This is a genomic window from Uliginosibacterium paludis (assembly GCF_039631355.1).
Classification (GTDB): Bacteria; Pseudomonadota; Gammaproteobacteria; order Burkholderiales; family Rhodocyclaceae; genus Uliginosibacterium; species Uliginosibacterium paludis.
On the sequence record NZ_JBDIVF010000003.1, the window covers coordinates 421,976 to 438,514 of the forward strand.

A 16,539-nucleotide genomic window follows, 5' to 3' on the forward strand; every position below is an offset into this window, starting at 1 on the left:
AATTCGAGGTTTCCGAACATGACGACAACGCCCAACGCATGGATCGCCACTGATCATGGCCTTGCCGCCGATCTCACGCTCGCACCCTATACGTTGCGACTGAAAGGCGAGCGTTCGCTTTATCAAGCCATCGCCGATGACGATTGGGTGTTGATCCTGAACGTCGCTGGCCACATCACGCGGGTCGGGCGGGTGCTACGGGTTCGTTCCGATCTGGAGACCACCACGCTCTACTTCGATCGCATGCTGTTGGTCGATCCGACGGTTCCGATTGGCCTTACGTCGCTCAATCCGCCTTCGTCCGGCAGCGTTGGCCGAATTCAATGGACGGACTTTCTGGAGTCGCTCTCCAAGGCATTGCACAAGACCATCGCCGAAGTGCCGACCATCGAGGATCAGGCCTATATCCGTGAACTGTTGCAACTGGCCGCGATGGACGACTTGCTCGGCCCGGCAGGCGGCCCCCGTGAGCGTATCGTGGACATGGGGGTGCGCGACCGCTACCTGGTCGGCAAACTGGCCCCGCGTGAGGCTGCACAGGGCGGCATCGAGGGGTTGGACGGGCCACTGGCCAATGACGACTTTGATGCGCCCACGGAGGGCAAGGCTCCGGGACGTCACGAGCCGGGGGCGGAGTTTGGAACGGCCACCGGCCGTGTGGAGCCGGAATCGGATTCGGCTGACGAGATCGATGCCGCCAGCAACCAGTCGCTGGTGCCCAGCAGTTTGGGCATGACTTTCTGCGTCGATGGTGACGCCGACCGGATCGAGATCGAAGCGCGCTGGGGCCGCTACGAGCGTGTACCGAATGATGAGCATGAACTGCTCAAGTCCAACGGGCAGAAGGCCAAGGTGTGGCAGCGCATTCCTTGTGGCGGCAAGATCGTGCTGCCGCTGACCGAGGGCATGATTCGGCATCAGGCTCCCGACAACGAATTTCCCGAAGTGCGCGTGCAGGGTTCCATTCGGGCCAAGAATGCCAATGGCGATCGGTTGGTCACCTTGTTCCTGGTGAATGCACAGGAAGAGCCGGACACCAACCGCGACACTGCGTGGGTATTCCAGCCCGAGCTGATCGTTCGATCGACACAGGACGCCGCCAATCGCGCCATCTTCCGGCGCAGGCCGGTGCTGAAGCCTGATCCGAACATAGTGGAAACCGATGATATTCGGGAGCGCCTTGCGCTGGAGATGATCTACCGCAATCGCGTCGAATTCGCCGTCGGACATGGCGTTGCCGTCCACGCCAAAACCGCAGACGACGTGACGCTGGCCACCGAGGTGCGCACCACGGTGATGCCACAGTACGAGGTGCAGGTGACGGAGACACCCGGCCTCGATCCATCCGACCGCCCGGCGATGCGCGAGATGGTCAGCAGTGGCCTGCTGGATATGCAGCGACTGGCAACCTTGGACATCGACCCGCTGGTCGATGCCTTGAGCATGCTGACCAAGGATTACGCCGCGTGGATCGATGAACAGCGCGCCCGCGTCGGTGCGGAAGTCACCGGCTACGACACCCAGTCGCAGCAAGCGATGGATCGTTGCCAAGAGATCCACACACGCCTGCAGCATGGTATCGACACACTGAAAGCCGATAAAAAAGCGCTGGCGGCCTTTCGCTTCGCCAACAGAGCCATGGCCACTCAGCGCGTACGTAGCCAATACGCACTGGCTATGCGCCGGGGCGAGGATGTCACCCTCGACAAGTTCGATGTGCTGAAGAACCGCAGTTGGCGCCCTTTCCAGTTGGCGTTTCTGCTGCTCTCGATTCCGTCGCTGGCAGACCCGAGTCATCCGGATCGCGTCCAGCCCGTCGAGGCCTATGCCGATCTGCTGTGGTTCCCCACCGGTGGCGGTAAGACCGAGGCCTATTTGGGCGTGGCCGCCTTCACCATGGCCATTCGGCGCATGCAGGGCAATCTCGGCGGGTTCGACAGCTCGCGCGGTTTGGCCGTGATCATGCGTTACACGCTGCGCTTGCTGACGCTGCAGCAATTCCAGCGCGCCACGGCGTTGATTTGCGCCATGGAAGTGTTGCGTCGAGAGGCGCTGGACAAGGGCGACAAATTCCTTGGCACGGAACCCTTCACCATCGGCCTCTGGGTTGGCAATAAGGTCACACCGGGCACGACCGAAGACAGCCACCGCGCCATCGAGGATGTACGTAACCCCGGCAAATACAACGCCGGAGCAGCATCCCCTGCGCAGCTCACCAGTTGCCCGTGGTGCGGTTCGGAAGTGGCTCCTGGGCGCGACGTCGAGGTCGACAAAGGCTCTGGCCGTACTTTCGTCTACTGCGGCGACAAGAAAGGTCGCTGCGACTTTTCCAAGGGCAAGTCCAGCAAGCAGCCGCATCCGGGGATTCCGGTGCTGGTCGTGGACGAAGAGATCTACCACCGCCCACCCACGATGATGATCGCCACCGTGGACAAGTTCGCCATGATGGCGTGGCGTGGTCAGGTGCGCACACTGTTTGGTCGCGTGGGGCAGGAATGCGAGCGCCACGGCCTGCTTTGGCAAGGTGCCGATTGCAATGGCAATCACCAAGCTGGCAAGGGCTTTCCTTCCTCCAAGGTGAAGACCATCAACCCGATACGTCCGCCCGACTTGATCATTCAGGATGAGTTCCACCTGATCAGTGGGCCGCTGGGCACCATGGTGGGCTTGTATGAGACTGCCGTGGATGAACTGTGCGGCTGGACGCTCGATGGCAAGACGGTCAAGCCTAAGATCATCGCCTCCACGGCAACAGTGCGCAAAGCCAAGGAGCAAGTGAACAACGTCTTCATGCGTCGCGTCTCGGTGTTTCCACCGCACGGTCTGGACGTGGAAGACAACTTCTTCTCGGTGCAACGCCCGATCGAAGAAAAGCCGGGGCGGCGTTACCTCGGGGTGTGCTCGCCCGGCAGTTCGCGGCCCGCGATGCTGATCCGCGTCTACACCGCGTTCCTGACGGCAGCACAGGAGCTGTTCGATCACTTCGGCGAGCCTGCCGACCCGTACATGACCATGGTCGGTTACTTCAATTCCCTGCGTGAGTTGGGCGGGATGAAGCGACTGGCAGAGGACGATGTGCAGACACGTTCCTACCGCGTGCAGATGAGCATGGTGGAGCGCCCCGCACTGGCACAACGCAGCATCAGTAACATTCGCGAGCTGACGTCGCGGGTGTCGAGTCAGGATATCCCCAAGTACCTCGACAACCTGGAGGTCAAGTTCAAGTCCGAGTTCGACACCGCTACCGGCAAGTATGTGACCCGCTGGCAGGAGGGTGACACGCGCGCCATCGATGTGGTGCTGGCGACGAACATGCTGTCGGTGGGTGTCGACGTGAATCGGCTCGGGCTGATGGCAGTAAACGGACAGCCCAAGGGAACTGCCGAATACATTCAGGCCACCAGCCGTGTGGGGCGTTCCTTCCCAGGCTTGGTCTGCACGGTGCTGACGTGGGCCAGACCGCGCGACCTGTCGCATTACGAAACCTTCGAGCATTACCACGCCACGTTCTACAAACACGTCGAGGCGCAATCAGTGACGCCATTCTCGCCACGCGCGATGGATCGTGGTCTGACGGGCTCGTTGTTGAGCCTGATGCGTCTGGAGAACGACGAATTCAGCCCAAACGAAGGTGCTGGCCAACTGAGCATGTCCAATCAAGCCGAGATCGTCGATGCCATCAAGGTGCTGGCGACTCGCGCGGGCAATGTTGCTGAAGACAACTCGCGTAAGCAGTTGGCTGAGACCGAGCTGAAAGAGCGCGCCGACGAATGGGCGAAAGAAGTCAGCAAGGGTGGACGGATCTTGGCGTATGAGAAGCGTGGCCCCGAAAAAGACAAGACCGTGCCATTGATCAAGTCGCCAGGACTTCAAGCCTGGGACAACTGGACCGTACCGATGTCGATGCGAGAGGTCGAACCCGGCGTGCGTCTGATCATGAACACGAGCCATATCACGGACGATCACGATTGGAAGCCTCGTCCCGCAACGAAGGATGAGGATTGAAGATGATCATCAACAACAAAACGCCAGTCGGCGAAGTACGCCCAAGCCAATTGCTGTGGACTTATGGCCCCGGTGCGCTGATCGACCTGCCCAGCCTTTCTGTAGTGACGCTCGGCATCGACAGATGGGAAAAGGATCGCTGCCAGCCGATTCAAGAAGCACGGTTGCTCGCTGCCGTTCGGAAGGTTCTGGGAACCCAGGTCGAAAACCTGCGGATGCCGCCATTCCAGAAGAGTGAACTCGTCGACGTCTGGTCGGCCGAGGCCAACATCGGCGTTCCCGTGCGGCCATTCCCGCGCTGGATGCGCTGCGTGAAGTGCGGCCTGCTGTCGCCCTTCGATGCCGGTCTGTTCGAGATCAAGGAGAACCGTTTCAGGCCGGAGCGAACCCGCTTCGTTCACAAAGGCTGCCGTGGTTCCAAAGGCGACCAACCGGCCAAGGACGCGGATGCCGTCCCCGCGCGTTTCCTGTTGGCCTGCCGCGACGGTCACCTCGACGACTTCCCTTGGCATTACTTCGTCCATGGCGGTAACAGCTCGTGCAAGGGCACGCTGCGCTTCTTCGAGAGCGGCGCGTCGCTGCAAACCGAAAACCTGTGGGTAAAGTGTGATGCCTGTGGTGCATCGAGAAGCATGGCGCACGCATTCGGCAAGGCAGGCAAAGAGAATCTGCCGGGTTGCCGAGGGCGTCATCCCCACTTGGATCACTTCGAGAATGAATGTGATGAAGAGGCTCGCGCAGTTCTGCTGGGGGCCACGAATAGCTGGTTCCCCATCACGCTCTCGGCGCTCGCGATTCCTCAGACCAAAGACCCACTCAGTCAGCTGATCCAGGATGGCTGGGAGTTTTTCGAAGATCTCGATTCCGAAGCCGAAGTGTCGGTGACGGTGAAGACACTGAAGAAGACCGGGGCGTTGCCTGGAATCGATAAGTACAATGCAGCGGCGATCTGGGCGGCCATCGAGGCGCATCGCTCCGGCGGCGGGCGGGATGTCGTGGGTGAGGCCGACATCAAAGGGCCCGAGTGGGATGTGCTGACAGAGGCCAATCCCCCCACGGACTACCCGCACTTCATGAGCAAGAAGGTCGGCACGCCACCGGGATTCAGCGGCCATATCAGTCGAGTCTTGCTCCTTGAGCGCTTGCGCGAGGTGAATGCCTTGTTGGGCTTCACTCGGGTCGAAGCGCCCGAAGAGTCTGGCGATCCGAATGAACGCCCCCAAATGGCCAGCCTGTCGCGCAGCAAGCCAGACTGGGTGCCAGCCAATCAGGTTCACGGCGAAGGGATCTTCGTGCAGTTTGACGAAGCCGCGCTCGTCAAATGGGAGGCATTGGATGGCTTGAAAAAGGTCGACCAGATGCTCCGGGGTGGTCATAAGGGATGGCGCAATTCGCGTCATCTCGACCCGAACGAAGGCTACCCCGGCATTCGCTATGCAATGCTGCACACCCTGTCTCATTTACTGATTCGTGAACTGGCGCTGGAGTGCGGATACAACGCTGCGAGCATTCGTGAGCGCATCTATGCCGATACATCGGGCGACAGCCCGCAGGCGGGCATCCTCATCTACACCGCAGCAGCAGATTCTGACGGCACGTTGGGCGGCCTCGTCGATCTCGGCAAGCCAGAGAACCTTGGCCGTTTGCTGGAGCAAGCACTGAATCGCTCGAAGATCTGCTCATCTGATCCACTCTGCTCGGAACATGATCCGGAGAAGGATCGCTCCCTACATGGTGCTGCCTGCCATGCGTGCAGTTTGGTAGCGGAGACCTCTTGTGAGCGTGGCAACCGCTATCTGGATCGGTCACTGCTCGTCCCGACACTCGAACGCGCAGACGCTGCTTTCTTCAAGGGTTTCTGACATGGATGAACTCTTGGATGCCATTGCAGCATTGGTCTCTCTGGTTTCGCCGGAAAAGGTACAGGCCATCGCCGCTCGTGTTCGTCGAACCGAAGCCAGCAAAGCTGCATCGACATTGCCAAGCGTGGTGGGAACTCCAGTGGCCAGCACCGTGGTCGAGCAACTTGCGGCCGCGTGGCAAAACACCGAGGTCGGTTCAGACGAACTGGCCTCAATGCTTCTCGCTGCCAGCCACGTCTACACCAAAGCCGCTTCGGAGCAATCCACCGAACTCGTGTGGACTGGCCCGACGACGCCTTTTGTATCGGCGCGCCGAACAGAGCAGGCGCTTCTGCAGGTCATCAACTCCGCTGAACAGTCGTTGTTCATCACCAGCTTCGTAGCCTACGATGTGTCGACCATCGTCAAAGCACTGAACGCCGCCACTGAGCGCGGGGTGAACATCACCATGTTGCTGGAGTCTTCGCAAGACCATGGGGGCAGCATCAACATCGACGTCATTGGCAAGATGCGAGGCCTGGTGCCCGGCGCGCAGCTCTATGCATGGCGCGACAAGACCGGTGACTTTGCGGATGGCCGCGTGCACGCCAAAGTCGCTGTCGCCGACAAGACCGCCTGCTTCATCACCAGCGCCAATCTCACCGGCTACGCCATGGAGAAGAACATGGAGGCAGGCGTGCTCATCTCGGGAGGATACATCCCCAGGTTGCTGGACGACCACTTGCGATCGTTGGTCGATACGAAATTGGTTTCCCCCGTTTGAAGAAGTATCGATAAAGTTGGAACAGACTGACTCTACGCTTCAGCTATTGATTATGGACTGAGGTAGGCGGTACTCTGAAGACTGCTCTTCTCGTAGCCAATTCCGGGGCTCTCCGTATTTGGCGACCTAGGTTTGAAAAAATGGACGAAATTCCTGGGAAGAGGTCCAACCAATTTGATTTCACGCAGCTTGGTCTTCTCGGCCTCGCGCTGTCGCTGCCGAAACTCGACCTCTTCGGCAGTGAAGAGGGAAGCTACGGCTTCGGCCTTCGAGGCCCGCTCCTCGGCGCGTAGGGCTCGCTCCCTGATTCTGTCTAGGTGTTGCTCTAGCAATTCTTTGGCGGCTACAGCCTGGTCGCGTTCCCGGGCTTGTGGGGTAAGCTCCTCGACTAGCTCGACTGCCGTCATCCCTCGTTTAATCAGTTCTGCTTGGTGCGCTCGCACCTGTTGTTCACGGCGGGCTGCCTCGCGGTGCCATGACTCATAAGCCGCACGCAGCACTTTTGATGCCAGAAAACCGGGGGGCTGGGGTTTTGGAGGCATCGGCAGTGGTTTAGGCGTACGTAAGTTTGGCAAAATGGGCAGTGGAGCTGCAACGCGCGCGTAGTAAATTTTTATTGATTGATGCTTTGCTCGGCTATTTTCTACTCCGCGGCTTAGTCCGATCGGTTCCATTACTTTTGCAAAATCAGTTTGCAACCTTGAGAGTTTTTTGCGGCCATCTAACCAGTGTGCGGCTGATAATCTGTAGCCAGAAGCAGTTTGAAACTCCTTCGTCTCACGTCGTTTCGTACCGTCTGGGTTCGTTCCTACGATGATTGAGCGCCTTCGTGTTGTGCTAGCAACTTCGATGACCGGGGATATATATGCCACAAGATGTGGGCTGGTCTCGTCAAAGTGGATGGTCATGCTTACGACATTTTCATCTCCGAATGTTTCATTCAGCCATTCGGCTGTGCGTTCAAAGAAGTATGAAATATTTTGTTGACTGGATTTTTTCCACCATCCTGGCGAGGCGGTTGCCAAAACCTCAATGGCAGCGACCGACGTCGCGCTAATTTTTTCTGACACGACTGCGTGTCGTGCCTTGATGGCTTCAACCAGCTGGATGCTTCCCTTTGCGCCAATCGTTTTGTTGCGTGGCGTTCGTTGGGGGTCGGCATTGGGTGTATCACGCTCGCGCCATGTGTGTTGACCTGATGCAGCAACATTTTGCAATGATTTCAGTTTCGAAAATCGAAGGATGGCGAATTGTTTCATTGCAATTCCTCCTCGTGCATAGATGGTTGAACAGGCGGCTGAGTGCAGTACTCACTACGGAGCTTGTTCGCTCTTTTCCCGCGTTCAAGCATTTGGTTGCCACGGGCTACTACAGCGGCGTCCATCGCAGGCGGAGCGGACAGGCGGATTTGTGCAGCCGCCTCCGCCTCAGTTCGTTTTCGACGGATTTCGCGTAAGCGCTGTTGAGTAACCAACTCCCGTTTGACACGCTTAGGCAGAGGGCTTATCCCAGCGTCAATCAATCGTTGGGTCACCGCTGAAATCAGTTCTTTCGTGTAGTCAGTTTCTAGTTTTTTTGCGGCTGTAACGTCCTCGGCGTTCCACGTTTCAATCCCGGAAGGCCGCTCTTCCCAGTTTTTTAGGGTGCGATTCGCTTGAGAACGAGACGCAGTAGAAGGATGTTTTGATGACACGTGTGCGCCCGGATTGCGTTGTTCTTCTACTTCATTTTGTTTATCTTCTACTTGTGCTTCTACTTGCCAAGCAAGTTGTTGATTTTTCACGACCAGACCGCACCCAGAGTTTTGTGAAACGGCGGTAAGGATCTTTTCTCTCAGGAGGATAGAATCGACTCTGAGGAGGTCGTTCTGCGCCTGGATGTACCGTCTGTGATTCCGGAATGTGTTGTCCCTGAAAAAGTCGGCCAGGAATAATTCACCCGTGCTTTGATCTCTTACCAGATGGCCGCAGCGCTCAAGATCTGCAAGAGCATCAGCTAAGACATTCAGGTCAAGCCCCGTATCTTCAGCTAGCCCAACCGGGCGATAGGTGCCGATATTGGACTCGCAGCCGACGGTGATCGCCACCAGAACGAGTTTCATGTTCGGCCCGAGACTTCTAACATTAGGGCGCCTAAAGAAGGCCCGGGACAGCATGCTGCTGCTCTTCATGGTTGTCCCCCTTGTTGCGACCGCCATGCCGGCACGGAAATGCCAGCTTTGGCGGCTGCTTGGCGTTCTGCAGCAGTCGGGGCGCCGCGTCGGGGGCGTTGCTTCCCACGCAAGCTTGCGGCGTAGTGGCGGAGATCGTTCTCAAAAAAGTAGACGCGGGAGCCCTGCCGCGCGACTGGCAGAGGCCACTCTCCTCGCCACATCTTGTTGCGAATAGTTTGTGGTTCGAGGTCCAGATAGGCGGCTGCGCGTTTCAGCGCGACTAAGCCGTCGCCTTGCAAAAAATCGGTTTTCATTTTTTCCTCGCTGCCCGCGCGATGCGCAGGCAAAGACTTACACATCGAGCCGCGAGACGGCCCGCGCTAGGTAGGTCAGGCGATGGAAAAACGGGGGGGCGGGGTGTTTACCTGGGGGTTGATCGAGACGAAGGGCGCAAGACCATGAATGGGCAGCCGGACGCAGGGGAGGGAGGGGCAGGGAAAATAGCGCCGAATCGCCTCGTCAAGCGGTTCTATGAGGCCATGAAGGAGAGCGGGAAGCAGGGTGGCAACAAGAATCAGTGGTGCAGTCAGCACCCCGGCGAAGTCCACGTTGACGCCAAAAAATTTCTGGAGATGCAGCAAGCCAATACCCAGCACAAGCATTGCAAAAGCAGCCCCCACAAGCGGCCATGCCGCGCGCTTAAGAGCACGCAATTGGTCGTCGGTGAGGATGCGGGAGAGGCAGGTCATGGCGTGATCATAGTCACCGTCCTCTGGATTTGGAAGTCCCGCGTTATCCCTAAATCCGGCTCCCTGATTGGTAGTCTGGTGTTTACCATCAGGTCAACTACGGTCAAAAATTTCGGTACAGCTCGGTATAATTCGGCATCCCTCATTTGAAGGGATAAAACTCCGAAAGCCTTGCTAAATCTACTGGTGCCCGGAACGGGGATCGAACCCGTACGCCATTAGCGAGGGATTTTAAGTCCCTTGTGTCTACCAGTTTCACCATCCGGGCGGGGGACGGCATTCTAACCCGAAGCGTCCTGATCCGGGCCAGGGGGCCGGCGCTGCGGGCGCGGCAGGCTGAGATCGTGACTGTGGGCGATCAGGCGGATGGCGAGGCCGAAGCAGAAGATGCCCCAGCGTGTAATCGCGTCATTCGCGCCCATGACGTGGGCACCATCAATCAGGGCGGCGGTCAGGATGGCGACGGTGCCATAGAAATCCCGGTGAAGGATGAACGGGACTTCGTTCACCATCATGTCGCGTACCAGTCCGCCTCCGGTGGCCGTGACGAAGCCGAGAAAGCAGACGCCGAAAAGATTGATGTCGAGCGCGATGCCCAGTTGCGCACCGGCAATCGCGAAGGCGACGAGTCCGATGGAGTCGGCGATGATGAAGGTCCGCTGCAGGACGAGTTGGCTGTGTCGCTCCAGACGGAGAATCCAGGCCGCGATGAGCGTGACGAGGCAGGCCGCGACCGGGCCGGCGTCAGTGAAAACCGCGGGCATGCGGCTGACCAGCGCGTCGCGGATCAGGCCGCCGCCAATCGCGGTCAGCAGCGCCAGGATCACGATACCCAGTAGGTCGTAATGCTTGCGGGCGCCGATAAGGTAGCCGGAAACGGAGAACGAGACGGTGCCGACCAGATAGAGCCAGTCAAAGGAAACGAGCGTGTTCATCGGCAGCAGGCGGGATACCCGGCATGCAGGCCGGGCATCGGGGCAAGGTGGGTATCAGCGGGCGCCGGGTTCGGGCATCACGATGTTCACTTCGAGAACCTCGTAATTGCCCTTCTTCTCGAGCTGAACCTTGATGTCGTCTTCGCTGACCTTCACATACTTGGAGATGACCGCGATCAGCTCTTTCTGCAGGTCCGGAAGAAAGTCAGGCGTCGGCTCGTCGCCAGAGCGCTGGTGCGCAATCACCAGGGTCAGGCGTTCCTTGGCCAGCTGCGCGGACTTGGGCTGGTTGTTGCCGAAGATCTTGTCGAGCCAGGACATGTCAGGCTCCTCCGAAGATGCGCTTGAGCAGGCCGGGTTTTTCGTAGGCAACGAAACGCAGGGGGCGATCTTCTCCCAGGAAACGGGAGACGATGTCCAGATAGGCTTCGGCAGCTTCGGATTCCTTGGTATGGATGACCGGGCTGCCGGCGTTGGAGGCCTGGAGCACGGTTTCCGATTCCGGGATCACGCCCAGCAGCGGGATGCGCAGCAGTTCCTGCACATCCTTGTAGGACAGCATTTCGCCTTCCTCCACGCGCTTGGAGGAATAGCGCGTGATCACCAGATGCTCCTTGACCGGTTCGCGCCCTTCGATGGCACGGCGGCTCTTGCTTTGCAGGATGCCGAGGATGCGGTCGGAGTCGCGGATCGAGGAGACTTCAGGGTTGGTCACCACCAGCGCCTCGTCGGCGAAGGTCAGGGCCATCACTGCGCCGCTTTCGATACCGGCGGGCGAATCGCAGACCACATAGTCGAAGCCCATGTGTCCGAGCTCCTTGATGATCTTTTCGACGCCTTCTTCGGAGAGCGCGTCCTTGTCACGCGTCTGCGAGGCCGGCAGCACGAAGAGATTCTCGCAGTGCTTGTCCTTGATCAGCGCCTGATTCAGATTGGCTTCGCCGTGGATCACGTTGATGAGGTCATACACCACGCGACGCTCGCAGCCCATGATCAGGTCGAGATTGCGCAGACCGACGTCGAAATCGATGACCGCTGTCTTGAAACCGCGCAGGGCCAGGCCCGAAGCGAAACTGGCGCTGGTGGTGGTCTTGCCTACGCCTCCCTTGCCGGAGGTTACGACGATGATGCGGGTCACTGGGATCTCCCTTGTTCTATTTGTCAGTTGAGCTGGAGCGGTTCGAGCACCAGCGATTGCTTGTCTGCTTCCCCGCGCAGCAGGGCTTGCGCTGCCTTGCCGCCGATTTGCGCGGGAATGCCTTTTTCGAAGGTGCGGAACACGCCGGCCACCGCGATGAGCTCGGGGCCGAAGTTGCTGCACAGGATGCGCGCCTCGCGGTCGCCCTGGGCGCCGGCGATGGCGCGGCCACGCAGCGGGCCGTAGCAGTGGATGCTGCCGTCAGCGATGACTTCGGCGCCGTTGCTGATGGCACCCAGCACGATGAGATCACAGCCGCGCGCATACACCTGCTGGCCCGAGCGGATGGTGCGCTCGACAATCATGGATTTGAGCGCCGACGGCGCTTCCTGACCGGCCGCTTCCTGCGGGACAGGGGCGGGGGGCGGCACGTCCACCGGCTCTGCGGGAGCGGCCCGGGCGGGTTTCATCTCGGTCGCCTGCGCTTCAAGCACGGCGAGGCCGGCGCGGCGCGCGGTGTCATGAAGAAAATCGGGAGCGCCGCGAACGGCCACCGGCTGCAGGCCATAGCGCCGCAGCAGGCTCGTCAGGCCGGTCCAGTCGACGCGTTCCGGAATCTGCGCGGCCTGCGTCAGATCGATGATGGTCGGCTCTCCTGCAAAGAACTCGCCCATTCCGCCCATCATCACCTGCAGGGCGTCTGCCAGGCGGACGTTGTCGACTTCACGCAGTACAGCACTCATGGCTGTCAGTGTGCCCGACTTGAATTCAATGGGTTTTGCCATGGGCGGCTATGCAATAGGGTTGTAACGAGACCGCACGAGTCTACTTTTGATGTGCCCGCGGGGGCAAGCCGGATCTTGTCTGCAGGGCTTCAGATGCCCGGCAGGGCCCTGATGAACTGCGCGGTGATATCGAATCCGCGGTCCAGAACATGCTGCACGGCCGGCGCGAAGGCTTCGAGGGAGACGATCAGCAGAAGCAGCCCGACGGTCGAGGTGACCGGAAAACCCACCGCGAAGATGTTGAGCTGGGGGGCCGCACGAGTCAGGACAGCCAGGGCGATGTTGGTGATGAGCAGTGCTGCGATCATTGGCAGGGCGATCAGCAGGCCGCTGGCGAAAACCAGTGTGGAGAGCTGAAGCAGGGCCGCCCAGGGCTTGGTCGTGAAGTGGACGCCGCCGATAGGCGCGATTTCGAAACTCCTGACCAGCACGTCAATCATCAGCAGGTGGCCATTCAGGGCTAGGAAAACGAGGGTCGCCAGCAGCCCGAGCAGCTCGCCCAGCACGGCCGTCTGTGCGGAGGTGTCCGGGTCGAAGAAGGTGGCGAAGGAGAGACCCATCTGCAGGCCGATGATTTCACCGGCGATGTCGAAGGCGGCCATCACGATGCGCATGGCCAGCCCGATCGACAGCCCGATGACGATCTGCTGCACGAAGAGGGCGATGCCCTGCCAGGTGCCGGGCTGGATGGCAGGCGCTGCGGGCAGCGCCGGTGCGATGGCCATCACCAGTACCAGCCCGACGGTCAGCCGGATCCGCATCGGCACGGCGCGGCTGTTGAAGACGGGTGCGGTACTGACCATGCCCAGGATGCGCGCAAGCGGGAAGAACCAGCTCACCAGCAATGCGTCGATCTGGGCCGAAGTCAGGGTGATCATTGCGCGTCAGTTGATGATCGAGGGAATGGCCGTGTAGAGCCTGCGGATGTAGTCGGTCAGGGTGGTGATCATCCAGGGGCCCGCCAGCACCAGCGTGACGAACATCACCAGCAGCTTGGGCACGAAGGACAATGTCGTTTCGTTGATCTGCGTGGCGGCCTGAAGGATGCTCACGATCAGGCCGGTGACCAACGCGGCGACGAACATCGGCGCCGCGACCATGAAGGCCACTTCAAGCGCGCCGCGGCCGAGTTCCATGACAGTGCTGGGGGTCATCATGATGCGGGTTTCCTTTGCGGGGCGCTCAGCCGAAACTCTGGACGAGCGAGGAGATCAGCAGGTTCCAGCCGTCGACGAGCACGAAGAGCATGATCTTGAAGGGCAGCGAGACGATGACCGGAGACATCATCATCATCCCCATCGACATCAGCACGGTGGCAACCACCATGTCGATGATCAGGAAGGGAATGAACACGATGAAGCCGATCTGGAACGCGGTCTTGAGTTCGCTGGTCACGAAGGCGGGAATCACGACACGCATCGGCAGATCCGCTGCCTTGTCGACCTTGGGAATCTTTGCCAGCTGAGCAAACATCGACAGATCCGTTTCGCGGACCTGGGCCAGCATGAAGGTTTTCATCGGGACCGATGCGCGGTCGAGTGCCTCGGTGAATGAAATCCGGTTTTCCGAGAGCGGCACGTAGGCGTCCTGATACACCTTGTCGAGCACCGGCTGCATGATGAAAAAGGTGAGGAACAGCGCCAGCCCGACCACCACCTGATTGGGCGGCGTGGTCTGTGTGCCCAGTGCGTGGCGCAGCAGCGAGAAGACAATGATGATGCGGGTGAAGCAGGTCATCATGAGCACTGCGGCCGGCAGGAAGGACAATGCCGTCATCATCACCAGCGTCTGCACCGGCAGACTGTACTGCGTGCTGCCGCCCGGCCCGGGCGTGCTGGTCAGCGCCGGCACACCCTGGGCGTGGGCAAGCAGGGGCAGGACCAGGGCCGTGATGCCTGCCAGGCGGATGAGGCGGGCGATCTGTTCAGTGCTCACGACGACGCTCCATGAATTGCCTGAGGCGACCGGCGAATTCTCCGGCCACAGGCATCGGGCTGACGGGCTCAGGCGCAGGAAGCTCGTCGCTTTCCAGGGTGTGGAGCGTGCTGATTCGACCCGGGCTCACGCCCAGTACCAGCACTTTCTTGCCAACGCCAAGCAGCACGACCTTTTCACGCGTGCCGACTGACGTTGCGCCGAGGATCCGCATGGCGCCGGGAGCCTTGCCGCGCACGCCCTGCAAGCGCTTGAGAACATGCAGACCGCCGATCAGCAGGGCGAGCGTAATGCCGAGCCCGACGAACATCTGGACCAGGCTGCCTGCTGGCGATATCGGTGGCGCGCTGCTTGCCGCAGTGGCGGGCAGGGCGGTCAGCAAGGGAAGAAGGGTGATGCGTTTCACGTCCGTCACCGGATGAGGGAAAGTGAAACGAGGATAGCCGGCGGGTGACGATGGGCAGGCCGGGAAAAGCCATGCAAAAGGGCGGCAAATCCTGCCGCCCTTTTGCATGCCTGGCCACGCGCTGCTCAGCTGCGGTAGAGCGTGACCGCCTTGATCATGCGAGAGACGTTCTCCTGCAGGGCGTGTGCACAATCTTCGGTGTTGCGCGCGACGCCCAGGGTCTCATCGCTCTGGCCGGCGAGCTGCTCGATGCTGGAGGCCACGACGCCCATGGCCGTGCTCTGCTCGCGGGAGGAATGCGAGATCTCTGCGATCTGCACCGCAGTGGATTGCATGCGCTGGCTGATCTCCTGGAGCGAGTCGTGCGCCTGGTGGACCAGCGCCACGCTTTCTTCGACCTGGACGGCACTGTTGCGCATGCTGCCAACCGCATCGTCGGTATCGACATGAATGCCGGCAATCATCTGGTCGATTTCGCGGGTAGCGAGCGTCGTGCGCTCGGCGAGCTTGCGCACCTCGTCGGCCACTACGGCGAAGCCGCGCCCCTGTTCGCCGGCACGCGCGGCCTCGATGGCTGCGTTGAGTGCAAGCAGGTTGGTCTGGTCGGCGATTTCCTTGATCGTGCTGGCGACCTTGCCGATTTCCTCGGTACGCTTGCCGAGTTGCTCCACGGTTTCGGCCGATCGGGCCACGCTGTCTGCAAGCGTGCGGATCGTGGTCGTCGCTTTTTCCGACAGCGTTGCCCCTTCGGCGGCCATCCTGCCGGTGGATTCGGCAAGGCCTCGCGTATCGCTGGCATGACGGGCCACTTCCTCGATGGCCATGGTGATTTGCTCGACGCCTGCAGCGGCCGCCGAGCAGGCTTCGTTCTGCACGTCTGCCGAGCTGGCCAGTGTCTCCACGCTGGTGTTGAGCTGGTTGGCGGTGCTCGCCACTTCCCGGCTGGTGTCGGCCATGATCTGCAGGGTGGCCCGCACGGCCGAAATCTGGGTGTCGAGTCGGGCCGAGATTCCGCCGATGATGTCGTTCTTGGTGGGAGACAGTGTCTGGGTAAAGTCTCCGCTGCTGAGCGTCCGCTCGAGGTAGGACTCGATGCGACGCAGACGGCCGAAGGCACTCGGCAGATAGACGAACAGCATGTAGGCCGCTGCGATCAGTGCGAGACCGGAGAGGCCGGCATGCAACGTGGAGAGCAGCGCGGAATTGCCCAGATGCGAGAGCAGACCGATGGCGGCCAGCACGATGGTGAAGAGCATGAACCCGGTCAGCCGGGCTTCATGCGAAATGAGTTTTTCGACGAGCGCCGAATGGTTGCGCACCACCCGGCCGTTCTGCACGCGGATGCGCGTGTCGCCGGCCCGGATGCGGGCATAGGCGGATTCTGCCGCGGCAATCTGTTCGGCCTGCGGACGGGTACGGACCGACTGGTATCCCACTACGCTGCCGTTCTCGCGGATCGGCGAAACGTTCGCCACGACCCAGTAGTAGCCACCATCCTTGCGCCGGTTCTTGACGACGCCTTTCCAGGGCAGTCCCGCCTTCAGTGATCGCCACATGTCGGCGAAGGCCTCGGCTGGCATGTCCGGGTGGCGGATCAGGTTGTGGGGCTGGCCGAGCATTTCGGCCTGGGAGTATCCGCTGATCTGTGCAAAGGCCAGGTTTGCGGAAGTGATCACACCTTTGAGGTCGGTGCGCGAGTAGATGAAACTGTCGTCAGGTATGACTGATTCGATGTTGGTGACCGGCTGATTGTTGCGCATGTGTCCGCTGCGTCCAGTGACTGACAGGCTGGATGCCTGCCTCCCTTGG

General features: G+C 60.3%; 15 protein-coding genes and 1 tRNA gene. 3 read left to right on the plus strand and 13 right to left on the minus strand.

Features of this window, described 5'->3' with window-relative positions:
• Positions 1–18 precede the first annotated feature (18 nt).
• Genes drmA through drmC form a run of 3 tightly spaced genes read left to right on the plus strand, consistent with a single transcriptional unit; the run spans position 19 to position 6,630 of the window.
• Positions 19–4,005 (plus strand): DISARM system helicase DrmA, encoded by a 3,987-nt coding sequence (drmA, locus tag ABDB87_RS10715; RefSeq protein ID WP_345926792.1) that lies wholly within the window; start codon positions 19–21, stop codon positions 4,003–4,005.
• Positions 4,006–4,007: 2 nt separating this feature from the next.
• Entirely contained in the window at positions 4,008–5,867 is a 1,860-nt protein-coding gene (gene drmB, locus ABDB87_RS10720) for a DrmB family protein (RefSeq protein WP_345927297.1), read from the plus strand.
• Between the two features lies 1 nt (position 5,868).
• A complete protein-coding gene (drmC, locus tag ABDB87_RS10725) occupies positions 5,869–6,630 on the plus strand; it encodes a DISARM system phospholipase D-like protein DrmC (RefSeq protein ID WP_345926794.1) in 762 nt (253 codons plus the stop codon).
• Positions 6,631–6,680: 50 nt separating this feature from the next.
• On the opposite strand, the gene mobV is transcribed toward drmC, so the two are convergent.
• The 13 genes from mobV to ABDB87_RS10790 all read right to left on the minus strand — a co-directional run bounded on the left by mobV (position 6,681) and on the right by ABDB87_RS10790 (position 16,490).
• Positions 6,681–7,889 carry a MobV family relaxase gene (gene mobV, locus ABDB87_RS10730; protein WP_345926796.1) on the minus strand — a complete coding sequence of 403 codons (1,209 nt, stop codon included), beginning with the start codon at positions 7,887–7,889 and terminating at the stop codon, positions 6,681–6,683.
• Positions 7,886–8,731 (minus strand): hypothetical protein, encoded by an 846-nt coding sequence (locus ABDB87_RS10735; RefSeq protein ID WP_345926798.1) that lies wholly within the window; start codon positions 8,729–8,731, stop codon positions 7,886–7,888. The genes mobV and ABDB87_RS10735 overlap by 4 nt, the downstream gene beginning before the upstream one ends.
• Positions 8,732–9,171: 440 nt before the next feature.
• A complete protein-coding gene (locus ABDB87_RS10740) occupies positions 9,172–9,531 on the minus strand; it encodes a hypothetical protein (RefSeq protein WP_345926800.1) in 360 nt (119 codons plus the stop codon).
• Between the two features lie 184 nt (positions 9,532–9,715).
• A tRNA-Leu gene (locus ABDB87_RS10745) sits at positions 9,716–9,799 on the minus strand.
• Positions 9,800–9,812: 13 nt separating this feature from the next.
• A complete protein-coding gene (locus ABDB87_RS10750) occupies positions 9,813–10,466 on the minus strand; it encodes a trimeric intracellular cation channel family protein (protein ID WP_345926801.1) in 654 nt (217 codons plus the stop codon).
• A 54-nt stretch (positions 10,467–10,520) separates the two neighbouring features.
• The gene (minE, locus tag ABDB87_RS10755; protein ID WP_345926803.1) at positions 10,521–10,787 is read right to left on the minus strand and encodes a cell division topological specificity factor MinE; all 267 of its coding nucleotides are present in this window, start codon (positions 10,785–10,787) and stop codon (positions 10,521–10,523) included.
• 1 nt (position 10,788) lies between these two features.
• Positions 10,789–11,604 (minus strand): septum site-determining protein MinD, encoded by an 816-nt coding sequence (gene minD, locus ABDB87_RS10760; protein WP_345926805.1) that lies wholly within the window; start codon positions 11,602–11,604, stop codon positions 10,789–10,791.
• Between the two features lie 23 nt (positions 11,605–11,627).
• Positions 11,628–12,389, minus strand: a complete 762-nt coding sequence (gene minC / locus ABDB87_RS10765; protein ID WP_345926808.1) for a septum site-determining protein MinC — start codon at positions 12,387–12,389, stop codon at positions 11,628–11,630.
• Between the two features lie 89 nt (positions 12,390–12,478).
• Positions 12,479–13,267, minus strand: a complete 789-nt coding sequence (gene fliR, locus ABDB87_RS10770) for a flagellar biosynthetic protein FliR (protein WP_345926810.1) — start codon at positions 13,265–13,267, stop codon at positions 12,479–12,481.
• A gap of 6 nt (positions 13,268–13,273) precedes the next feature.
• Positions 13,274–13,543 carry a flagellar biosynthesis protein FliQ gene (gene fliQ / locus ABDB87_RS10775; RefSeq protein ID WP_345927299.1) on the minus strand — a complete coding sequence of 90 codons (270 nt, stop codon included), beginning with the start codon at positions 13,541–13,543 and terminating at the stop codon, positions 13,274–13,276.
• A 28-nt stretch (positions 13,544–13,571) separates the two neighbouring features.
• The gene (gene fliP, locus ABDB87_RS10780) at positions 13,572–14,324 is read right to left on the minus strand and encodes a flagellar type III secretion system pore protein FliP (protein WP_345926812.1); all 753 of its coding nucleotides are present in this window, start codon (positions 14,322–14,324) and stop codon (positions 13,572–13,574) included.
• On the minus strand, positions 14,314–14,730 hold the full coding sequence (fliO, locus tag ABDB87_RS10785) for a flagellar biosynthetic protein FliO (RefSeq protein ID WP_345926814.1): 417 nt from the start codon (positions 14,728–14,730) through the stop codon (positions 14,314–14,316). The genes fliP and fliO overlap by 11 nt, the downstream gene beginning before the upstream one ends.
• A gap of 125 nt (positions 14,731–14,855) precedes the next feature.
• The gene (locus ABDB87_RS10790; protein ID WP_345926816.1) at positions 14,856–16,490 is read right to left on the minus strand and encodes a methyl-accepting chemotaxis protein; all 1,635 of its coding nucleotides are present in this window, start codon (positions 16,488–16,490) and stop codon (positions 14,856–14,858) included.
• Positions 16,491–16,539: the final 49 nt, after the last annotated feature.